This is a genomic window from Agrobacterium sp. P15N1-A (assembly GCF_044626815.1).
GTDB classification, from domain to species: domain Bacteria; phylum Pseudomonadota; class Alphaproteobacteria; order Rhizobiales; family Rhizobiaceae; genus Agrobacterium; species Agrobacterium leguminum.
Map to the genome: position 1 here is coordinate 51793 of NZ_JBIUPF010000006.1, position 16842 is coordinate 68634.

Annotated in this window: 17 protein-coding genes; 7 read left to right on the forward strand and 10 right to left on the reverse strand. The window is 60.9% G+C overall.

Annotated features, from left to right (window positions below; all coding sequences use genetic code 11):
• The first annotated feature begins 81 nt into the window (after positions 1-81).
• The 6 genes from ACIK7D_RS19635 to ACIK7D_RS19660 are packed head-to-tail and all read left to right on the forward strand — an operon-like array spanning position 82 to position 3960.
• Positions 82-303 carry a hypothetical protein gene (locus ACIK7D_RS19635; RefSeq protein ID WP_080820035.1) on the forward strand — a complete coding sequence of 74 codons (222 nt, stop codon included), beginning with the start codon at positions 82-84 and terminating at the stop codon, positions 301-303.
• 18 nt (positions 304-321) lie between these two features.
• Entirely contained in the window at positions 322-882 is a 561-nt protein-coding gene (locus ACIK7D_RS19640; RefSeq protein ID WP_080820033.1) for a type 1 glutamine amidotransferase domain-containing protein, read from the forward strand.
• A 59-nt stretch (positions 883-941) separates the two neighbouring features.
• Complete coding sequence (locus ACIK7D_RS19645; protein ID WP_400157145.1) at positions 942-1382, forward strand: PPC domain-containing DNA-binding protein; 441 nt, start codon at positions 942-944, stop codon at positions 1380-1382.
• A gap of 53 nt (positions 1383-1435) precedes the next feature.
• Positions 1436-2296, forward strand: a complete 861-nt coding sequence (locus ACIK7D_RS19650; RefSeq protein ID WP_135398542.1) for a TIGR02587 family membrane protein — start codon at positions 1436-1438, stop codon at positions 2294-2296.
• Positions 2297-2303: 7 nt separating this feature from the next.
• Positions 2304-2714: a TIGR02588 family protein gene (locus ACIK7D_RS19655; RefSeq protein WP_400157146.1), complete on the forward strand. Its 411-nt coding sequence runs from the start codon at positions 2304-2306 to the stop codon at positions 2712-2714.
• A 19-nt stretch (positions 2715-2733) separates the two neighbouring features.
• The gene (locus ACIK7D_RS19660) at positions 2734-3960 is read left to right on the forward strand and encodes an NAD(P)/FAD-dependent oxidoreductase (protein WP_400157147.1); all 1227 of its coding nucleotides are present in this window, start codon (positions 2734-2736) and stop codon (positions 3958-3960) included.
• A gap of 6 nt (positions 3961-3966) precedes the next feature.
• On the opposite strand, the gene ACIK7D_RS19665 is transcribed toward ACIK7D_RS19660, so the two are convergent.
• Positions 3967-4452 carry an MgtC/SapB family protein gene (locus ACIK7D_RS19665; RefSeq protein ID WP_035239298.1) on the reverse strand — a complete coding sequence of 162 codons (486 nt, stop codon included), beginning with the start codon at positions 4450-4452 and terminating at the stop codon, positions 3967-3969.
• A 172-nt stretch (positions 4453-4624) separates the two neighbouring features.
• On the opposite strand from ACIK7D_RS19665, the gene ACIK7D_RS19670 reads away from it, so the two are divergent.
• Positions 4625-5125 carry a ferritin-like domain-containing protein gene (locus ACIK7D_RS19670; RefSeq protein WP_065657331.1) on the forward strand — a complete coding sequence of 167 codons (501 nt, stop codon included), beginning with the start codon at positions 4625-4627 and terminating at the stop codon, positions 5123-5125.
• Positions 5126-5196: 71 nt separating this feature from the next.
• Here the strand turns inward: ACIK7D_RS19670 and ACIK7D_RS19675 are convergent, their stop codons facing one another.
• The 9 genes from ACIK7D_RS19675 to ACIK7D_RS19715 all read right to left on the reverse strand — a co-directional run bounded on the left by ACIK7D_RS19675 (position 5197) and on the right by ACIK7D_RS19715 (position 16841).
• Entirely contained in the window at positions 5197-7533 is a 2337-nt protein-coding gene (locus ACIK7D_RS19675; protein ID WP_400157148.1) for a glucose/quinate/shikimate family membrane-bound PQQ-dependent dehydrogenase, read from the reverse strand.
• Positions 7534-7636: 103 nt separating this feature from the next.
• Positions 7637-7978, reverse strand: coding sequence for a hypothetical protein (locus tag ACIK7D_RS19680; protein WP_400157149.1), 342 nt, complete (start codon positions 7976-7978; stop codon positions 7637-7639).
• 492 nt (positions 7979-8470) lie between these two features.
• Complete coding sequence (locus ACIK7D_RS19685) at positions 8471-9514, reverse strand: helix-turn-helix domain-containing protein (protein ID WP_400157150.1); 1044 nt, start codon at positions 9512-9514, stop codon at positions 8471-8473.
• Between the two features lie 120 nt (positions 9515-9634).
• The gene (locus ACIK7D_RS19690; RefSeq protein WP_080820020.1) at positions 9635-10420 is read right to left on the reverse strand and encodes a 3-hydroxybutyrate dehydrogenase; all 786 of its coding nucleotides are present in this window, start codon (positions 10418-10420) and stop codon (positions 9635-9637) included.
• A 4-nt stretch (positions 10421-10424) separates the two neighbouring features.
• Positions 10425-12380: an acetoacetate--CoA ligase gene (locus ACIK7D_RS19695; RefSeq protein WP_400157151.1), complete on the reverse strand. Its 1956-nt coding sequence runs from the start codon at positions 12378-12380 to the stop codon at positions 10425-10427.
• Positions 12377-13261 (reverse strand): 3-hydroxyisobutyrate dehydrogenase, encoded by an 885-nt coding sequence (gene mmsB / locus ACIK7D_RS19700; RefSeq protein WP_400157152.1) that lies wholly within the window; start codon positions 13259-13261, stop codon positions 12377-12379. Before mmsB ends, ACIK7D_RS19695 begins: the two co-directional genes overlap by 4 nt.
• Positions 13262-13274: 13 nt before the next feature.
• Positions 13275-14870: a GMC family oxidoreductase gene (locus ACIK7D_RS19705; RefSeq protein ID WP_400157153.1), complete on the reverse strand. Its 1596-nt coding sequence runs from the start codon at positions 14868-14870 to the stop codon at positions 13275-13277.
• Positions 14871-14944: 74 nt separating this feature from the next.
• Positions 14945-15952 (reverse strand): branched-chain amino acid ABC transporter permease, encoded by a 1008-nt coding sequence (locus tag ACIK7D_RS19710; RefSeq protein ID WP_400157154.1) that lies wholly within the window; start codon positions 15950-15952, stop codon positions 14945-14947.
• Between the two features lies 1 nt (position 15953).
• Positions 15954-16841: a branched-chain amino acid ABC transporter permease gene (locus ACIK7D_RS19715; protein ID WP_003522496.1), complete on the reverse strand. Its 888-nt coding sequence runs from the start codon at positions 16839-16841 to the stop codon at positions 15954-15956.
• Position 16842: the final 1 nt, after the last annotated feature.

A 16842-nucleotide genomic window follows, 5' to 3' on the forward strand; every position in this document is an offset into this window, starting at 1 on the left:
GTGGCCAACGAAATGGCAGCCGAGATTCTTACCCATCCGGCACCCCTCCGTTCCCGCTTTCCACGCACAAGGAGCCGCGACATGGAAAAGACCGAAACTCGCAAACTTGCGGAAGAATATTTGCGTCTCGGCGGCACGCGTCAGGTGATGATCGATGACAACAAGACCTTCGTGCGCCAATGGCAGCACGAACCGGCGGAAGCCGAACGGTTCTGGCAAACGCATATCGAAAATCTCGACGCGAAGCGCCTCAAGGACGTGGAATTTTTCCTGCCCTCCATGAATTCCGACAAGGACAAGTGAACCCAGAAGGAGACAGACATGACTGCCATCAACGCTGCAAAAATCCTCATTCTCGCAACCGACGGCTATGAGCGTTCCGAATTGCGCGTGCCCTATGACCGGCTGAAGGCCAAAGGTGCGAACGTCAGGATCGCCTCCATCAAGGAGGGCGAGATCAGGAGCTGGGACAAGAAGAACTGGGGCGACAGTATCGCCGTCGACCTTCCCGCCAAGGCCGTAAAAACGGAAGATTTTGACGCGCTGGTTCTTCCCGGCGGCCAGATCAATCCGGACGTTCTGCGCCATGACGAGGATGCGATGCGGGTGGTCCGCGATTTTGTCAAATCCGGCAAGGTGGTTGCCGCCATCTGCCATGCGCCGTGGCTGCTGGTCGAAGCGGACGCCCTGCGTGGCCGCGACGCCACCTCCTATTGGTCGATCAAGACCGACCTCAAGAATGCCGGCGCCAACTGGAAGGATGAAAAAGTGGTGACCGACAAGGGGATCATTACCTCCCGCAGCCCTGACGATCTCGATGCCTTCGTCGCCAAGATCGTGGAAGAGGTCGAGGAAGGCCGCCACGAACGCCGCGCCGCTTAAGGCACGTACCATATTCGTGCCGCCGGCTTCCCGGCGGCACTTCTATTTGGGAGGAAGACATGAAAAGCAGATTGCTGGCAAGCGGCGCGGAGCGCACCTTCATCCTCGTCATCGATCCCGAGGAAGAAGCCTTCGAGGCCATCAGGCGCTTTGCCAGGGCCGAGAACATCAACGCCGCCTCGGTTACCGCAATCGGTGCCTTCGCCACGGCGACACTCGCCTTTTTCGATCTTTCGACAAAGGACTATAAGGAAATACCGGTCACCGACCAGAGCGAGGTTCTGAGCCTGCTCGGCGATATCACCCTTGACGAGAACGATACGCCCAATCCGCACCTGCATGTGGTTCTGGGCTTTGCCGATGGCTCCACGAAGGGCGGCCATTTTCTGAAGGGCATGGTGCGGCCGACGCTGGAAGTCGTCATCCGCGAAACACCTGCGGAATTGCGGCGCAGCTATCGCCGGGAATTCGGCATCGCTCTCATCGATCCCGCGAAATAAACGCACGGAACCGGAAAAACGCCATTGCGTTATCGCTTTGGACAGGGGGCGGCATGGTGACGGCGATCAATCGAAGAGATGCGGATGATGATGAGGTCGGGCAATTTCTGATCGGTCTCGCGCGCGGCACGGCGGGTGCATTGCTGTTTGCCCTGCCCATGCTGATGACCATGGAAATGTGGTTTCTCGGCCTTTACGCCAATTCCTGGCGGCTTCTGCTGCTCTGCATCCTCAACCTGCCGCTGCTGCTTCTTCTCGCCCGCCGCATCGGTTTCGAGAATATTCACTCCTGGAGCCAGGCGCTGCGCGATGCGATAACGGCCTATGGGCTGGGCATCGCCGTCAGCGCGGCCGTGCTCTTGCTGTTCGGCATTCTGAACGACCAGATCACCGCCTCCAACATCGTCGCCAAGATTGCCCTGCAATCCGTTCCAGCCAGCATCGGCGCGCTGCTCGGACGCAGCCAGCTCGGTCAGCATTCCGACGCGGAGGATGAAGAGGAAGGCGAATATTCCGGCGAGACGGGTTATCTGCACGAACTGTTCATGATGGTTGTCGGCGCGCTTTTCCTCAGCCTCAATGTCGCGCCGACGGAAGAAATGATCCTGATCGCCTATAAGGTGACGCCCTATCACATTCTGGCGCTTTGCCTGCTGTCGATCGCCATCATGCATGGCTTTGTCTACGCGCTTCACTTCAAGGGCTCGCACCAGCTGCACGAGGGACAGAAGTGGTGGCAATCCTTCATCCGCTTCACCCTGCCCGGCTATGTCATCGCCATCGCCATCAGCATCTATACGCTCTGGACCTTCGAGCGCCTCGACCACACCTCGCTGTCGCAGATCATGAGTGCCGCCGTCATTCTCGGCGTTCCCGCCTCGATCGGCGCGGCCTCCGCCCGGCTGATCCTGTGAGGACAAGATGACGATATCCAAGGGCCGCAAACATACGGAAAGCTCCGAGCCCCACTGGGTGGAATGGCTGACGGGCATCATCTGCACGCTTCTTGTCGCCGCCATGCTGGGCTGGATCGGTTATGACATTTATCGCTACAGGCCGGAGGATGCCCGCTTCGAAATCGCCGTTACCGGTGTGGAGGCGCAGGCGGGGCAATACCGGGTGCGGTTCGATATCCGCAACCTGTCCATGACGACGGCGGCGCAGGTGCAGGTGCGTGGCGACCTGCAGCAAAACGACGCGACACTGGAGAGCGCCGATGTGACATTCGATTACGTCGCCTCGGAGTCTCTCGACACCGGCACGCTTTTCTTCCGCAACGACCCCCGCAGCGCAACGCTCACCATCAATGTCGCCGGTTATACAGAGCCGTGACACCTTTCAGGATGATTTCATGCCGACATCGGAACTGACGAAAGAACGCGACCTCAGGGATTCAAAGCCCGTGTGGGCGGATACGCCGCGCATCGGCGTCCGCAGCAGGCATACGCCGGAAGCCGACCACTACGACACGATCGTCGTCGGCGCCGGTATCAGCGGCGCGCTGGTGTCCCATGCCCTGCAACGGCCGGGTCAATCCATGCTGATCGTCGACCGGCGCGAGCCGGTAATGGGCAGCAGCGTCGCCAGCACCGCGATGATCCAGCACGAAATCGACACGCCGCTGACACAGCTTCGAAAGATGATCGGCAGGCACGCGGCTGACCGGGCATGGCAGCGTTCCGCCCGCGCCGTCCTGCGGCTGGAGGAAATCGTTTCTTCGCTCGACATCTCCTGCAGCATGAGGCGCAAACAGGCCCTTTATCTGGCTGGAGACGAAATGGGATCGCGGGCGTTGAAGGCCGAAACGGCAGCCCGCAAAGAAGCGGGCATCGAGGCCCGTCTTCTCACGGCTGCGGAACTGAGAGAGCAATACGGCTTGCACCGGACCGGGGCCATCCTCAGCGATATTTCGGCCTCCGCCAATCCCGCGCAGCTGACGGCCGGCCTGCTGCGCCACACCGCGGGCGCCGGTGCCGAAATCGTCTCCCAGCTTGAGATCACCGATCTCAGAAACCTCGGCGACGAGGTTGTCCTTGCCACCGCCGGCGGCAAAATCCTTTCAGCACGCAATGTCGTTTTCTGCACCGGCTATGAATTCCTGAAAATGCTGGAGAGCCCGAAACACCAGATCATTTCCACCTGGGCGCTGGCGAGCAGAAAGGGGCTCGACCTACCCGACTGGCTGGAGAACCATATCGTCTGGGAGGCCTCCGATCCCTATCTCTACCTGCGCACCGACCGGGAGGGGCGGATGATCGCCGGAGGCGAGGACGAGGAAAACCCCACCGCCTACCAGTCGGAGCGCAAGCTCGCCGCCAAGGCGGAGACGATCCGCCGCAAGATCGAGAAGCTTCTCGGTATCGATATGGGAAAGCCGGAATATCGCTGGGCGGCGGCCTTCGGCTCGACCACCACCGGCCTGCCGCTGATTGGCGCGGTGCCCGGAATGAACAACGTCTATGCCGTGATGGGTTTCGGCGGTAACGGCATCACCTTCAGCCAGATCGCCGCTGAAATCGTGACCGCCGCCATCAATGGCGGCAAGGATCCCGACGCCGATCTTTTCCGCTTCGGCTGATCTCGTTCATTCCTCCTTGATGCCCGCCGCCACCTGTATGCGGCGCAGCGTCCACAGGACGACAATGCCCATTCCCGAGGCAAGAAAAGCAAGCGGCCACATGCCAAGACCGGCAGAGAGGCCGATTGCCGCCGAAAGCCACATACTGGCGCCCGTCGTCAGGCCTTTGACATCGCCCCGGGTATATACAACCACACCCGCCGCGAGAAAGGCGATGCCCGCCGTCACCGCCTCAACCAGGCGGATGGGATCGAGCCGCGCGGCCTCATGACCTTCCGCCATCGTCTCCATCATGTGAATGGTGATGACGCAGAAGGTAACGGCGGCAAGGCCGATCAGCATGTTGGTGCGCAGGCCGGCGGTGTTCTTGTGAAACTCCCGCTCCAGACCGATCAGGCCACACAGGATGACCGCGCCGAACACACGCACCAGCAGCACCTCGAAGGGGATGGAAATATTCATGGAAAATTCTTCTGCAAGGCTCTGGGGCACTGTCGCGTCTCCTCCCGAAATTTCTTCACACTAAGTTCGCAGAGGCGTGTTGGTTCCGCGCGGCAATATAAACGTTGCGCGCAACCGAGCCGGAACCATGGGCGCAGCAAAGGGTTTGTCTCCCGTGCGCGTGGGCGCACGTCATGTATTTTCACACATGGGAGAAGGACCAATGGCCGAGAAGAAACTCGATGATCTGTTCTACGACACGCTGAAAGATATCTATTACGCCGAACGGCAAATCCTGAAAGCCCTGCCGAAGATGGCACGGGCGGCGACCGATCCGAAGTTGAAACAGGCTTTTGAAAAACACAAGGAAGAAACCCAGGGGCACGTCGAACGCCTGCAGGAGGTGTTCGAGATCATCGGCAAGCGGGCGCAGGGCAAGACCTGCGAAGCCATTCAGGGCATCATCGCCGAGGGCGAGGAAATCATGGAGGACTTCAAGGGCACGCCCGCCCTCGACGCCGGTCTGGTTTCCTCGGCACAGGCGGTCGAGCACTATGAGATCGCCCGTTACGGCACGCTGAAGGCATGGGCGGAAAAGCTGGGCCACACGAAAGCAGTTTCGTTGCTGGATGCCACGCTCAAGGAAGAAGCGAAAACCGATGATGCGCTGACCGCGCTCGCCAAGACTTCGGTTAACGCCGCCGCCGAGAAAAAGGCGGCTTGATACCCTCTTTTGCAGCAAAAACCGGAATGGTCGCCCATTCCGGTTTTTTTGTATCTTGAAACCTGCAGAGATTACGGCAGGGTATAAGCGATCACATAGTCACCCGGTTTGGTTCCGACGGAGCCGTGGCCACCCGCAACCATCACCACATATTGCTTGCCGTCATCCAGCGCATAGGTCATCGGCGTTGCCTGGCCGCCGGCCGGCAGGCGCGCTTCCCAAAGCTGTTTGCCGGTCGTCAGGTCATAGGCGCGCAGATAGTTGTCGACGGCCGCACCGAGGAAGGCGACGCCCCCCTTGGTGATCATCGGCCCGCCAATGCCCGGCACACCCACCTTGAAGGGCAGCGGCAGCGGCGTCATGTCATGGACCGTGCCGTTCTTGTGCTTGTAGGCGATATCGCCGGTGCGCAGGTCAGCACCCGCGACATAACCCCATGGCGGGGCCTGGCAGGGAATCTGCAGCGGACCGAGGAACGGACCCATGAACACGCCGTAGGGCGCGCCGTCATTGCGGTTGAGGCCCTGTTCGCTACCCTTTTCGTCCTGACCCTTCGGCGGAATGTCGGCGCGCGGCACGAGCTGCGAGGTGAAGGCGAGATAGGTCGGCATGCCGAACATCACCTGGCGTTCGGGATCGACCGCCACGCTGCCCCAGTTGAAGGTGCCGAAATTGCCGGGATAGATGATCGAGCCGGTGAGCGAAGGCGGCGTGTAGCGGCCCTTGTAGTTCAGCTGATGGAAGCGGATGCGGCAGGCGAGCTGATCGAACATGGAGACGCCCCACATGTCCTTTTCCTGCAACGGCTCCGGTTTGAAGGACAAGGCCGTCGTCGGCTGCGTCGGGGAGGTGAAATCCTCCGGGATGGCGCCGCCCGGCGCGGGCTCTTCGGTGATCGGCAGAAGCGGCTCGCCGGTGCGCCGGTCGAGAACGTAGATATCGCCCTGCTTGGTGGGGCCGACGAGGGCCGGCACGGTCTGGCCGTCCTTGGTGATGTCGAGCAGCACCGGCTGGGCCGGCACGTCCATGTCCCAGAGATCGTGATGAACCGTCTGGCGCACCCAGCGATCCTTGCCGGTGTTTATATCCAGCGCGACGATGGAGGAGGAATATTTCTCCACATTCTCGCTGCGGCCCATGCCGAGCTGATCCGGCACCTGATTGCCAAGCGGGATATAAACGAGGCCGAGGCCCTCATCATAGCTGAAGACCGACCAGCTGTTGGGCGAATTGGTGGTGTAGGTTTCACCCGCCGCAATCGGTTCGGTTTTCGCCGGGTTGCCGGAATCCCAGTTCCAGACGAGCGCGCCGCTGTTCACATCGAAAGCGCGGATGACGCCGGACTGTTCCTGCGTGGAATAGTTGTCGTTCACCGCGCCGCCGATGATGATCTTGCCCGCCACGATGACGGGCGGCGAGGTCGAATAATAATAACCGGCAGGATTGTATTTCATGCCCTGCTCAAGATGCAGCACACCCTGATCGGCAAAGGACGTGCAAACCTGACCGGTGGCGGCGTCAAGCGCGATCAGCCGCGCATCCGAGGTCGGCAGGTAGACGCGCTCGGCGCAGGCCGTGCCCTGAGCGGCATTCGGCTCGGCATAATAGGAAACGCCGCGGCATGTCTGGTGCTGGCGATCCGGATTGAGACCGACATTGGGGTCGTATTTCCACTTTTCCTTGCCGGTGGCGGCATCGATGGCAATCGCCCAATTATGCGGCGTGCAGATATAAAGCGTATTGCCGATCTTGAGCGGCGTCACCTGATAGGTGGTTTCACCCACATCATCGGGCAGCTTCACATCGCCCGTCTGGTAACGCCAGGCTTCCTTGAGCTGCGAGACATTGTCGACATTGACCTGGGTCAGCGGCGAATAACGCTGGCCATAGGGCGTGCGGCCATATTGATGCCAGTCACCGTCAGGCACATTGCCGCCATAGGCGGGCGTGGCCGAGACCGTTTCCTGAGGCAGGGAACCTGCCGTATCGTGCGGATCCTGCGCCATGGAATATCCGGCGACGACGATGGAGGCGAGGACGGAAAGGGCAAGCGGCCAGGCGTTCGGCCCGTAGCTAAGCCCGGTCGGGCTCGAAAAACCAAGCGGCTTTCTGACCCATGGAACCAGAAGCCAGAGGCCGATGAGAATGATGATGCCGCCGCGCGGGCCAAGCTGCCACCAGTCGAAACCGACTTCCCAGATGGCCCAGGCGAGTGTGGCGACAATGAAGACGGCATAGACGTGAAGAGCTGCGCGATTGCGCCTGAACAGCAGAATGGCCGTCAACAGAAAGGCCAGTCCGGAAAGCACGTAATAAAAGCTCCCGCCCAGCATGACGAGCTGAGAGCCGAAACCGAACAGCGCAAGACCGATCAGCGTGAGAACAACTGCAGTGACGGTGACTGCCATCAATGAAACCCCCGATTCCTGTCACTTTGCGTGAAATGAAATCGGGCGCGATCTGGTTCCATGAAAATCATCATCATCGCGAAAAAACTTCACGCCATGGTGGTCATGGGTTTTGCGGCGCTCCGGTCGAATCCTGCGGCGTGGGATTTGTTTCTGTCGAGGACGGCGGTTGGGGACGGCCATTTGCCGGATTGTTGTCGAAGCTTCCCGCTCCGGATGGCTGCTGCGGCACGGGCGCTGTCTCGGTCTGGGGGTTCTGCGGCAGGTTCTCGTCGGGTTCGAAAACCGAATATTCGACAACGGCCCAGACCACCAATGCAAGAAACACGCTGACGATCAGAATGACAAGGACGGGACGTCCGCGCGATCCCTGCCGCGCGCGCGTTGCCGTTTCGCTTTTTGGAGCATCCCGACTGTCGGGATAGCTGGCATTTTCTCTGGCCATGTCTTTCACTCCCTGTAACCCTGTTGATCTAATCCCCGGGGTCAGGGTTTTGTTCCAGATCGCCGGAGAACGGCTCACCTCACTCGGCCGGCAAACGCGCCCTGTCACAGTCCGCTACATCCACCGCGCTGAAGCTTTGCCCGAGGCCGAGCCAGGAGACCGGCAAACGTGCTCCGCCCTCATCCGTTTCCCATGGGTCGTCTGGAAGGTCGTCAAAATTCGCCGACGGCAGGGGTGATGGCCGCCTGTGAAATCCGGCGCCGGAAAAGGAGAGGTGTTGTTTCAGCTCATGGCGCCATTGGCGACAAAGGTTCAGAAAAGCGAGGATTCTCAACATCATGATTGTCAGGCAATATATTGATAAAAATAACCAGCCCTGTTTGGCACGTCTGAAAGACATGCGCATCCCCATCGCGCCGCAACCGCAGCGAATGGTCGGATTGTGCCAACAAACCGTCATAAAGTGTCAGAAGGGCACCCCTAAAAGCGTGGTCAGCGGCCGAGTTGCACGATCCAGCGGGTCCATTCCGCGCTATCCGGCTTCAGAATATCCGACGTGAGGTCACGGTTTTCCGAAGCGAAATGCCGCATCTGACGCGGCGAAAGGCCGAAGGCCTTCTTGAAGACGCGGCTGAAATTTTCCGGATTGGTGAAACCATAGGACGCCGCCACCTCGGCAATCGTCATATGCGCCGACTGCGGTGCCCGCAGGAAATCCATCGCGCGCTCGAGACGCCGATGGGTGATGCAGGCTGAAAACCCTCCCAGCGGCTCGAAGAGCCGGTAGACGGTGCGTCGCGACACGCCAAATTCGTCCATGACCTTTTCCACCGACAGGGCCGGATCGAGAAGGTGATTGTCGATATAACGCCGGATGGATGCCCTGAGCGCCCGCTGCACGCCCTGCGCATTGTCGTGCCCGACATGGTTGTTGATGGCTGCCGCAGCCAGTTCCAGAAGCGGCGAGACCGTCGCTGCGCCCTCGCTGGCGTTCATGACATCGAAATGGCGATAGATGCTCGTCATTGTTTCGCGCAGCAGCGATACCAGCGGCAAACCGGCCGGCAGCACGCGTTCATGATGATTGCCGGAACCGCCAAGCCTGCCTTCCAGCAGCCGGCGCGGCACCACGAGGCTGAGATGGTCGTGGTCGGTCGTGGCGGTGGCAAGCGGCTGCGCCATGTCGATGAGATAGAGGTCGCCGGGCCCTGCGGTCTCGCCCGATCCGCGCCGCGACATGCTTTGTCCGCTGGCGTAGAATTGCAGGAGAAAACCGTCCATGCCGTCGCGGGCAAGCTTGTGGCGCGAACGGTCGAAATCCTGCGCCGAGGACTGGGTGCGGCCGAGCGCGACATTGCCAATGAAAGCGGCATCCACGCTGGCGAAGAAGCCGTCATCCTGCGAGCGGCGCAGGCGGGCATCGAAAAGCACGTTGATCGAATCCCGCCACAGCCCCATGGCGTCGCGTTTCGGCACCTGGCGCGTATCGAAGCGCGAACGCGCCAGCGGCGCTTCAAAAGACCCTGTGTTCATCATGACGCTTTTCCATGAACACGGCGCTGAACCCCCGCCGTCCACGAAAACTATACAGGATTGAAACCGCTCAACAATGCCGGAAGCCGGTGAGACAGTTCGCTTAAAGCGCGTGCGTGAAAATTATTTCGCGGTCCAGCCGCCATCGATGGAAATGGTGGTGCCGGTGATGGAGCGGGCCATATCGCCCGCGAGATAAAGCGCCATTTCCGCTACTTCTTCCGGTTGCACAAACCGTCTGGTCGGCTGCGGCGCGAGCATCACCTTTTTCACCACCTCCTCCTCGCTCATGCCATGCACGCGCGCCTGGTCGGCAACCTGGGCGGCGACAAGCGGCGTCCAGACATAACCGGGGCAGATGGCGTTGCAGGTGATGCCGAGTTCGGCCACTTCCAGCGCCACGCTTTTCGTCAGCCCCACCACCGCATGTTTGGTCGCTACATAAGGCCCCTTGAAGGGCGAAGCGCGCAGGCCATGCGCGGAAGCGATGTTGACGATGCGGCCCCAGCCCCTTTCCTTCATGCCCGGCAGGGCCGCGTGGATGGTGTGAAACGCGCTGTCGAGCGAGATGGCGACGATGCGGGAGAAATCGGCGAAATCGAACTCGTCGATCGGCGCGACCTTCTGAATGCCGGCATTGTTGACGAGGACGTCGATATGACCGAATTCGGCGATGACGGTTTCCGGCAGATGGGCGCTTTCATCATAATTGGCGAGGTTGGCGGCAAAATAGACCGGCCTGTGACGCGCCACCTGCGCAACCATCTCCAGGGCCTGCGTCGCCTCCTCCGTCGTCTCTATGCCATGTACCGCGACCAGATACCCCGCCTCGGCGAAACGCTTGGCGATGGCGAGCCCGATGCCGCTGGTGGAACCCGTGACAAGCACGGTCTTCGGTTGATCCTCCATCGGCCTAGTCCTTCAGCTGCGGCAGGTTGCGGAAAAGTTCGAGCGCTTCGGGATTGGCGAGCGCATCGGCATTCTTCACCGGCCGGCCGTGGATGGTATCGCGCACCGCGATTTCGGAAATCTTGCCGGAACGGGTGCGGGGAATGGCGCTGACGGCAATAATCCTTGCCGGCACATGCCGCGGCGTGGCCCCGGAACGGATGCGGCTGCGGATGGTCTTTTCCAACTCCTCCGTCAGGGCCGCACCTTCCTTCATGCGCAGGAAGAGAATGACCCGCTGGTCGCCCTCGATATCCTGCCCCACGGCAATCGCCTCTTCGACTTCAGGCACGGTTTCCACCTGCCGGTAAATTTCCGCAGTCCCGATGCGAACCCCGCCGGGATTGAGCGTCGTGTCCGAACGCCCATGAATGACATAGCCGCCCGACGGGCGCATTTCGGCGAAATCGCCATGCGCCCAGATGCCGGGGAACCGGTCGAAATAGGCTGCCCGATAGCGCGAACCATCCTCATCGCCCCAGAACTTCACCGGCATGGAAAGGTGCGCATTGCGGCAGACGAGCTCGCCGGCAACGCCGCGAACGGAACGGCCCTCATCGTCCAGCGTGTCGATATCCATGCCGAGCATCGCACCCTGCAATTCGCCTCGATGAACCGGCTGCAAAGGGTTGCCGCCAAGGAAACAGGCGCAGATATCCGTGCCGCCGGAAATGGAGGCAAGGTGCACGTCTGCCTTCCAGTCGCGATAGATATAATCGAAGGATTGCGGGATGAGCGGCGAGCCGGTGGAGAGAATCGTCCTCAGCGACGAAAGATCGTGGCTTTCGCGCGGTTTCAGCCCGGCCTTCAGGCAGGCATCGATAAACTTCGCCGACGTGCCGAAAGTGGCGATCCGTTCGGCGTCGATGAGATCGATCAGCCGCGCGGATGTCGGATAACCGGGATTGCCGTCATAGGTGACGAGCGTTGCGCCGAGCGCCAGACCGGAGACCTGCCAGTTCCACATCATCCAGCCGCAGGTGGTGAAATAGAAGAAGCGCTCGCCCTCCTGAATATCGCATTGCAGCTTCAGTTCCTTCATGTGCTGAAGAAGCAAACCGCCGCCGGAATGGGTGATGCATTTCGGCTTGCCGGTGGTGCCGGAGGAATAAAGGATCGCCAGCGGCGCCTTGACGGGCAGACGATTGAAGGCGATCTCGCCCGCCGCGTAAGGCGCGACGAAATCCGTAAGCGTCACGCAGCCGAGATCGGCAAGACTTTCGGGAACGGCACCGCCGATCAGCACGATCCTTTCAGGAGCCGCACTTTCCGCCACGGCGCGGATGGTCGGGCCGACATCGATGCGTTTGCCGGCATAACCATATTCCGGCACGGCGATGAGGATTTTCGGGCCGATCTGCGACAGGCGGTCGGAGGCTCCCGCCGGGCCGAAATCCGGCGAGCAGGACGACCAGATCGCCCCGATGGCGCTGACAGCCAGATAGCTGACGATCGCCTCGATATCATGGGTGACGATGGCACCGACGCGGTCGCCTTCGCTCACACCTGCATGGGTAAGCGCCTGCACCATGCGGGACACTTCGTCGTAAAGCTCTCTGCGGGTAATCTCCCGCCTGGTGCCGTCGTCGCGATGGGCGATGATGGCCAGCCGCCCGTCGGCATCGCGCAGCAGGTTTTCGGCGTAATTGAGACTTGCGCCCGGATAGAACTCGGCCTCCCGTATGGTCTTGCCGGGCTTGAATGCCGTATCGCCGCGCGTGCCGATAATGCCGAGTTCGTCCCACAGCGCATCGTAAAATTCATCCGGCGCGTTGATGGACCAGCGCAGCAGGCCGGCATAGTCATCGGCGGCCTGCCCGTGCAGCTTTGCCGTTTTCGTCGCGAAGGCGAAAAGCGCCGAGCGCTCCAGCCTCTTCTCCGGCGGTACCCATAAGATGTCGGATGGCGCGGCGTCCGTCATGCCTCGCCCCCGCGCAGCATTTCGACGATGGCGGAGAAATCACGCCCGCCGCTTCCTTCGCCGACGAAGTTTTCATAAAGCGCCGCCGCCGCCGCACCGAGCGGGGTGGAAGCCCCGGCGCCCTTCGCCGCCTCCTGCGAAAGTTTCAGATCCTTCAGCATCAGGGCCGCCGCAAATCCGGGCTGGTAATCCTTGTTGGCGGGCGATGTCGGCACCGGTCCCGGCACCGGGCAATAGGTGGTGAGCGACCAGCATTGGCCCGAAGACGTAGAGGCGACATCGAACAGCGCCTGATGCGAAAGCCCGAGCCTTTCGCCGAGCACGAAGGCTTCGGACACCGCAATCATGGAAATGCCGAGGATCATGTTGTTGCAGATCTTGGCCGCCTGGCCGTTACCGCCCTTGCCGCAATGCACGATCTTCTTGCCCATCGCCTCCAGCACCGGCTTTGCCACAGCGAAAGCCGCAGCCTCGCCGCCGCACATGAAGGTCAGGGTGCCCGCCGCAGCCCCGCCCGTCCCGCCGGAAACGGGTGCATCGACCGAGGGGCAACCGGCGGAAGCGGCCAGCTCATGCGCCTTCAGCGCGCTTTCCATATCCACCGTCGAGCAGTCGATGAGCAGCGTGCCGGCAGGAATTTTCCGAACCAGATCGCCATAGACCGAGACGACATGTTCGCCCTTCGGCAGCATGGTGATGATCACCTCAGCCGCTTCGATAGCCTCGGCGGAATCTGCCGCTACGGGAATGCCCGCCTCTTTCGCCGCCGCGCGGCAGGCTTCGGAAAGATCGTGACCCCTGACGGCATATCCGGCCTTGACGAGATTGGCGGCCATGGGCAGGCCCATATGTCCCAGCCCGATAAAAGCGACGGTCTTCATCGGAGCGCTCCTTTCAGCGATTATCCGCAAGGATCATGTCGGCGGCCTTTTCGGCAATCATGATCGTCGGGGAATTGGTATTTCCGGATGTTATGCGCGGCATCACCGATGCATCGGCGACGCGCAGCCCGGCGAGCCGGCGGAATTTCAGCCGCGCATCGACCACGCTTTCCATGTCCGACCCCATGCGCAGCGTGCCAACGGGGTGGAAGATGGTGGTGCCGATATCGCCGGCCGCCTTGGCGAGATCGTTGTCATTCTCGAAAGACGGGCCGGGCCGGTATTCCTGCGGCTTGAAGCGCGCGAAGGCCGGCTGGGCGACGATACGGCGCGTCAGCCGCATGGCGTCGATGGCCACCTGGCGGTCGCCTTCGGTGGAAAGATAGTTCGGGCGGATTTCCGGCTGCATGGCGAAATCCGGTCCTTTCACATGCACTGAGCCGCGGCTTTCCGGCCGCAGATTGCAGACACTTGCGGTAATGGCCGGAAAAGTGTGAACCGGATCGCCGAACTTGTCGAGTGAAACCGGCTGGACATGATATTCCAGATCGGCGGTTTCCTTTTCGGGCGAGGAACGGGTGAAAACGCCGAGCTGGCTCGGCGCCATCGACATCGGTCCGGAGCGTGTCAGCGCATATGCGAGGCCGATCCTCGCCTTGCCGAACAGGGTGGAGGCCCTTTCATTCAGCGTCAGGACGCCGGAGACCTTGTAGACCATGCGCAGTTGCAGATGGTCCTGCAGGTTCTCGCCCACACTCTGAACCTCCGCCACCGTGTCGATACCGGCCGCCTGCAACACATCGCCACGGCCGACGCCGGAAAGCTCCAGAATATGCGGCGAGCCGATGGCACCGGCGGACAGCACCGTCTCACGCCGGGCGCGTGCCTTTTTCAAAACGCCGTCATGGTGGAATTCGACGCCGGTGACACGGCCTTCTTCGATGATAAGACGCTTGACATGGGCCTTGGTCAGAACCGTCAGGTTCTTGCGGCCGAGCGCCGGTTTCAGGAAGGCTTTCGCCGTGTTCCAGCGCCAGCCGGCCCTCTGGTTGACATCGAAATAACCGGCGCCTTCATTGTCGCCCCGGTTGAAATCATCGGTTGCGGGAATGCCGGCCTCGCCCGCCGCCTTCTGGAAGGCGTCCAGCACATCCCAGCGCACACGGGCCTTTTCCACGCGCCATTCGCCGCCGGCGGAATGCATCTCGTTCTTGCCGCGATAAAAGTCTTCCGACTTCAGGAAATAGGGCAGGATATCGTTCCACCCCCAGCCCTCGCAGCCGAGCTGCCGCCACATATCGTAATCGCGCGCCTGGCCGCGCATATAGATCATGCCGTTGATGGAGGAGCAGCCGCCAAGCACCTTGCCGCGCGGATAGATCAGCGAGCGGCCGTTCAGCCCCGGCTCTTCCGCCGTCTTGAAACACCAGTCGGTTCGCGGATTGTTGATACAATAGAGATAACCGACCGGAATATGGATCCAGTGGTAATTATCGTTGCCGCCCGCTTCCAGAAGCAGCACGCGGTTGTTCGGGTCTTTCGAAAGGCGGTTGGCGAGAACGCATCCGGCACTCCCCGCTCCGATGACGATATAGTCATATTCGCCCATGCTCTTCTCCATGCGCCGCCCTTGCCGCACCGTCCCGGACGCGGAGGAGGCCTTGTCTGTGTTTTCAAAAATGTCTAGCTGCGGTGCTGAAAGCCGAGTTTTCTCCCGAGCCGCGACGCGTAAAATTCGCCGATCAGACCGCGCCGGAACACCAGAACGCAGGCCATGAATACGAGGCCGGTGATGATGGTGACCGGGAAATCCGATGTCGCGAGATAGTTCTGCAGGGTGACGACGAGACCGGCACCGAAGATCGGGCCGATCATGGTGCCGATGCCGCCGAGCAGCGTCATCAGGATCACTTCGCCGGACATCTGCCAGGTCACATCCGTCAGCGTCGCGAACTGGAAGACCAGCGCTTTGAGGCCACCCGCAAGACCGGCCAGCGTCGCCGACATCACGAAAGCGCCGAGCTTGTAGCGCTGCACGCTGTAGCCCAGCGAAATGGCGCGCTGCTCGTTTTCGCGGATCGATTTCAGGATCATGCCGAAGGGCGAATTGACGAAACGCCAGATGACAAGAAGCGCCAACACAAAGGCCGCCAGCACCGTGTAATAGATATTGAGCGGTGCATTGAGATCGAGAAGACCGAAGAGATGGCCGCGCGGCACGCCCTGCAAGCCGTCCTCACCATGGGTGAAGGGCGCCTGAAGGCAGAAGAAATAAAACATCTGCGACAGCGCCAGCGTGATCATGGCGAAATAGATGCCCTGGCGGCGGATGGCGAAGAAACCGATGACGAGACCGAGAAGGGCCGCACCCGCCATGCCGATGACAAGGCCGATCTCGGGGGTGACGCCCCATTCTTTAACGGAATAGGCGGTGAAATAGGCTGCACCGCCGAAAAACGCCGCATGGCCGAAGGACAGAAGGCCCGTGTAACCGATCAGCAGATTGAAGGCGCAGGCAAACAGCGCAAAGCACAGGAGCTTCATCAGAAAGATCGGATAGACGAACATCGGTGCGGCGATGAGAACGGCGAGACCCGCCAGTATGAGCACGGTCTTGATTGTTCCGGCAGTCGTCGAAACTTCCGTCTGCGGCATCGTGCCGGCAGTGGGGCTATGGGTGGCTTTGGACATATCAGGCGTCCTTTCCGAAAAGTCCGGCGGGGCGGATGAGCAGCACAAAGGCCATGATGACGAAGATGACGATGTTGGAGGCTTCCGGGTAGAACACCTTGGTCAAGCCTTCGGCCACGCCCAGCATGTAACCGGTGACGATGGCGCCCATGATCGACCCCATGCCGCCGACGACGACCACGGCAAAAACGACGATGATGAGGTTCGTGCCCATCAGCGGCGAGACCTGATAGATCGGCGCGGCGAGAACCCCGGTGAAACCGGCAAGGCCGGCACCCAGCGCGTAGGTCAGCGTCAGGAGAACAGGCACATTGATGCCAAAGGCCTGCACCAGCGTCGGGTTTTCGGTGGCAGCGCGCAGATAGGAGCCAAGCCGCGTCTTTTCGATCAGCGCCCAGGTGGCGATGCAGACGATGAGCGAAATGACGACGACGAAAGCGCGGTAATTCGGCAGGAACATGAAGCCGAGATTGGTGCCGCCGGCAAGCTCACGCGGCACCGAATAGGGCTGGCCGGCAGCGCCGTAAAGCCAGCGGAACGTGCCTTCCACCACAAGCGCCAGGCCGAAGGTGAAAAGCAGCCCGTAAAGCGGGTCGAGATCATAAAGCCGCGACAGCAGGAAGCGTTCGACGATCGCACCGAACAGCGCCACGACGAAAGGTGTGACGATGAGCGCCACCCAGAAATTGATGCCGAAATATTGCAGGCCAAGGAAGGCCACGAAAGCGCCGAGCATATATTGCGCGCCATGGGCAAAATTGATGACGCGCAGCAGGCCGAAAATGACGGCAAGGCCAAGCGACAGCAGCGCATAAAACGAGCCATTGATAAGGCCCACCAGCAATTGCCCGAGCAGTGCCTGAATTGGAACGCCGAAGATCATCGTCATC

Bases quoted from the DNA above. Each gene is read 5' to 3' on its own strand.
- ACIK7D_RS19645 (WP_400157145.1), top strand. From the start codon at position 942: ATGAAAAGCAGATTGCTGGCAAGCGGCGCGGAGCGCACCTTCATCCTC.
- ACIK7D_RS19690 (WP_080820020.1), bottom strand. From the start codon at position 10,420: ATGGAGGATCAACCGAAGACCGTGCTTGTCACGGGTTCCACCAGCGGC.
- ACIK7D_RS19655 (WP_400157146.1), top strand. From the start codon at position 2,304: ATGACGATATCCAAGGGCCGCAAACATACGGAAAGCTCCGAGCCCCAC.
- ACIK7D_RS19670 (WP_065657331.1), top strand. From the start codon at position 4,625: ATGGCCGAGAAGAAACTCGATGATCTGTTCTACGACACGCTGAAAGAT.
- mmsB (WP_400157152.1), bottom strand. From the start codon at position 13,261: ATGAAGACCGTCGCTTTTATCGGGCTGGGACATATGGGCCTGCCCATG.
- ACIK7D_RS19715 (WP_003522496.1), bottom strand. From the start codon at position 16,841: ATGACGATGATCTTCGGCGTTCCAATTCAGGCACTGCTCGGGCAATTG.
- ACIK7D_RS19710 (WP_400157154.1), bottom strand. From the start codon at position 15,952: ATGTCCAAAGCCACCCATAGCCCCACTGCCGGCACGATGCCGCAGACG.
- ACIK7D_RS19635 (WP_080820035.1), top strand. From the start codon at position 82: ATGGAAAAGACCGAAACTCGCAAACTTGCGGAAGAATATTTGCGTCTC.
- ACIK7D_RS19660 (WP_400157147.1), top strand. From the start codon at position 2,734: ATGCCGACATCGGAACTGACGAAAGAACGCGACCTCAGGGATTCAAAG.
- ACIK7D_RS19650 (WP_135398542.1), top strand. From the start codon at position 1,436: ATGGTGACGGCGATCAATCGAAGAGATGCGGATGATGATGAGGTCGGG.
- ACIK7D_RS19705 (WP_400157153.1), bottom strand. From the start codon at position 14,870: ATGGGCGAATATGACTATATCGTCATCGGAGCGGGGAGTGCCGGATGC.
- ACIK7D_RS19680 (WP_400157149.1), bottom strand. From the start codon at position 7,978: ATGGCCAGAGAAAATGCCAGCTATCCCGACAGTCGGGATGCTCCAAAA.
- ACIK7D_RS19640 (WP_080820033.1), top strand. From the start codon at position 322: ATGACTGCCATCAACGCTGCAAAAATCCTCATTCTCGCAACCGACGGC.
- ACIK7D_RS19675 (WP_400157148.1), bottom strand. From the start codon at position 7,533: ATGGCAGTCACCGTCACTGCAGTTGTTCTCACGCTGATCGGTCTTGCG.
- ACIK7D_RS19695 (WP_400157151.1), bottom strand. From the start codon at position 12,380: ATGACGGACGCCGCGCCATCCGACATCTTATGGGTACCGCCGGAGAAG.
- ACIK7D_RS19685 (WP_400157150.1), bottom strand. From the start codon at position 9,514: ATGATGAACACAGGGTCTTTTGAAGCGCCGCTGGCGCGTTCGCGCTTC.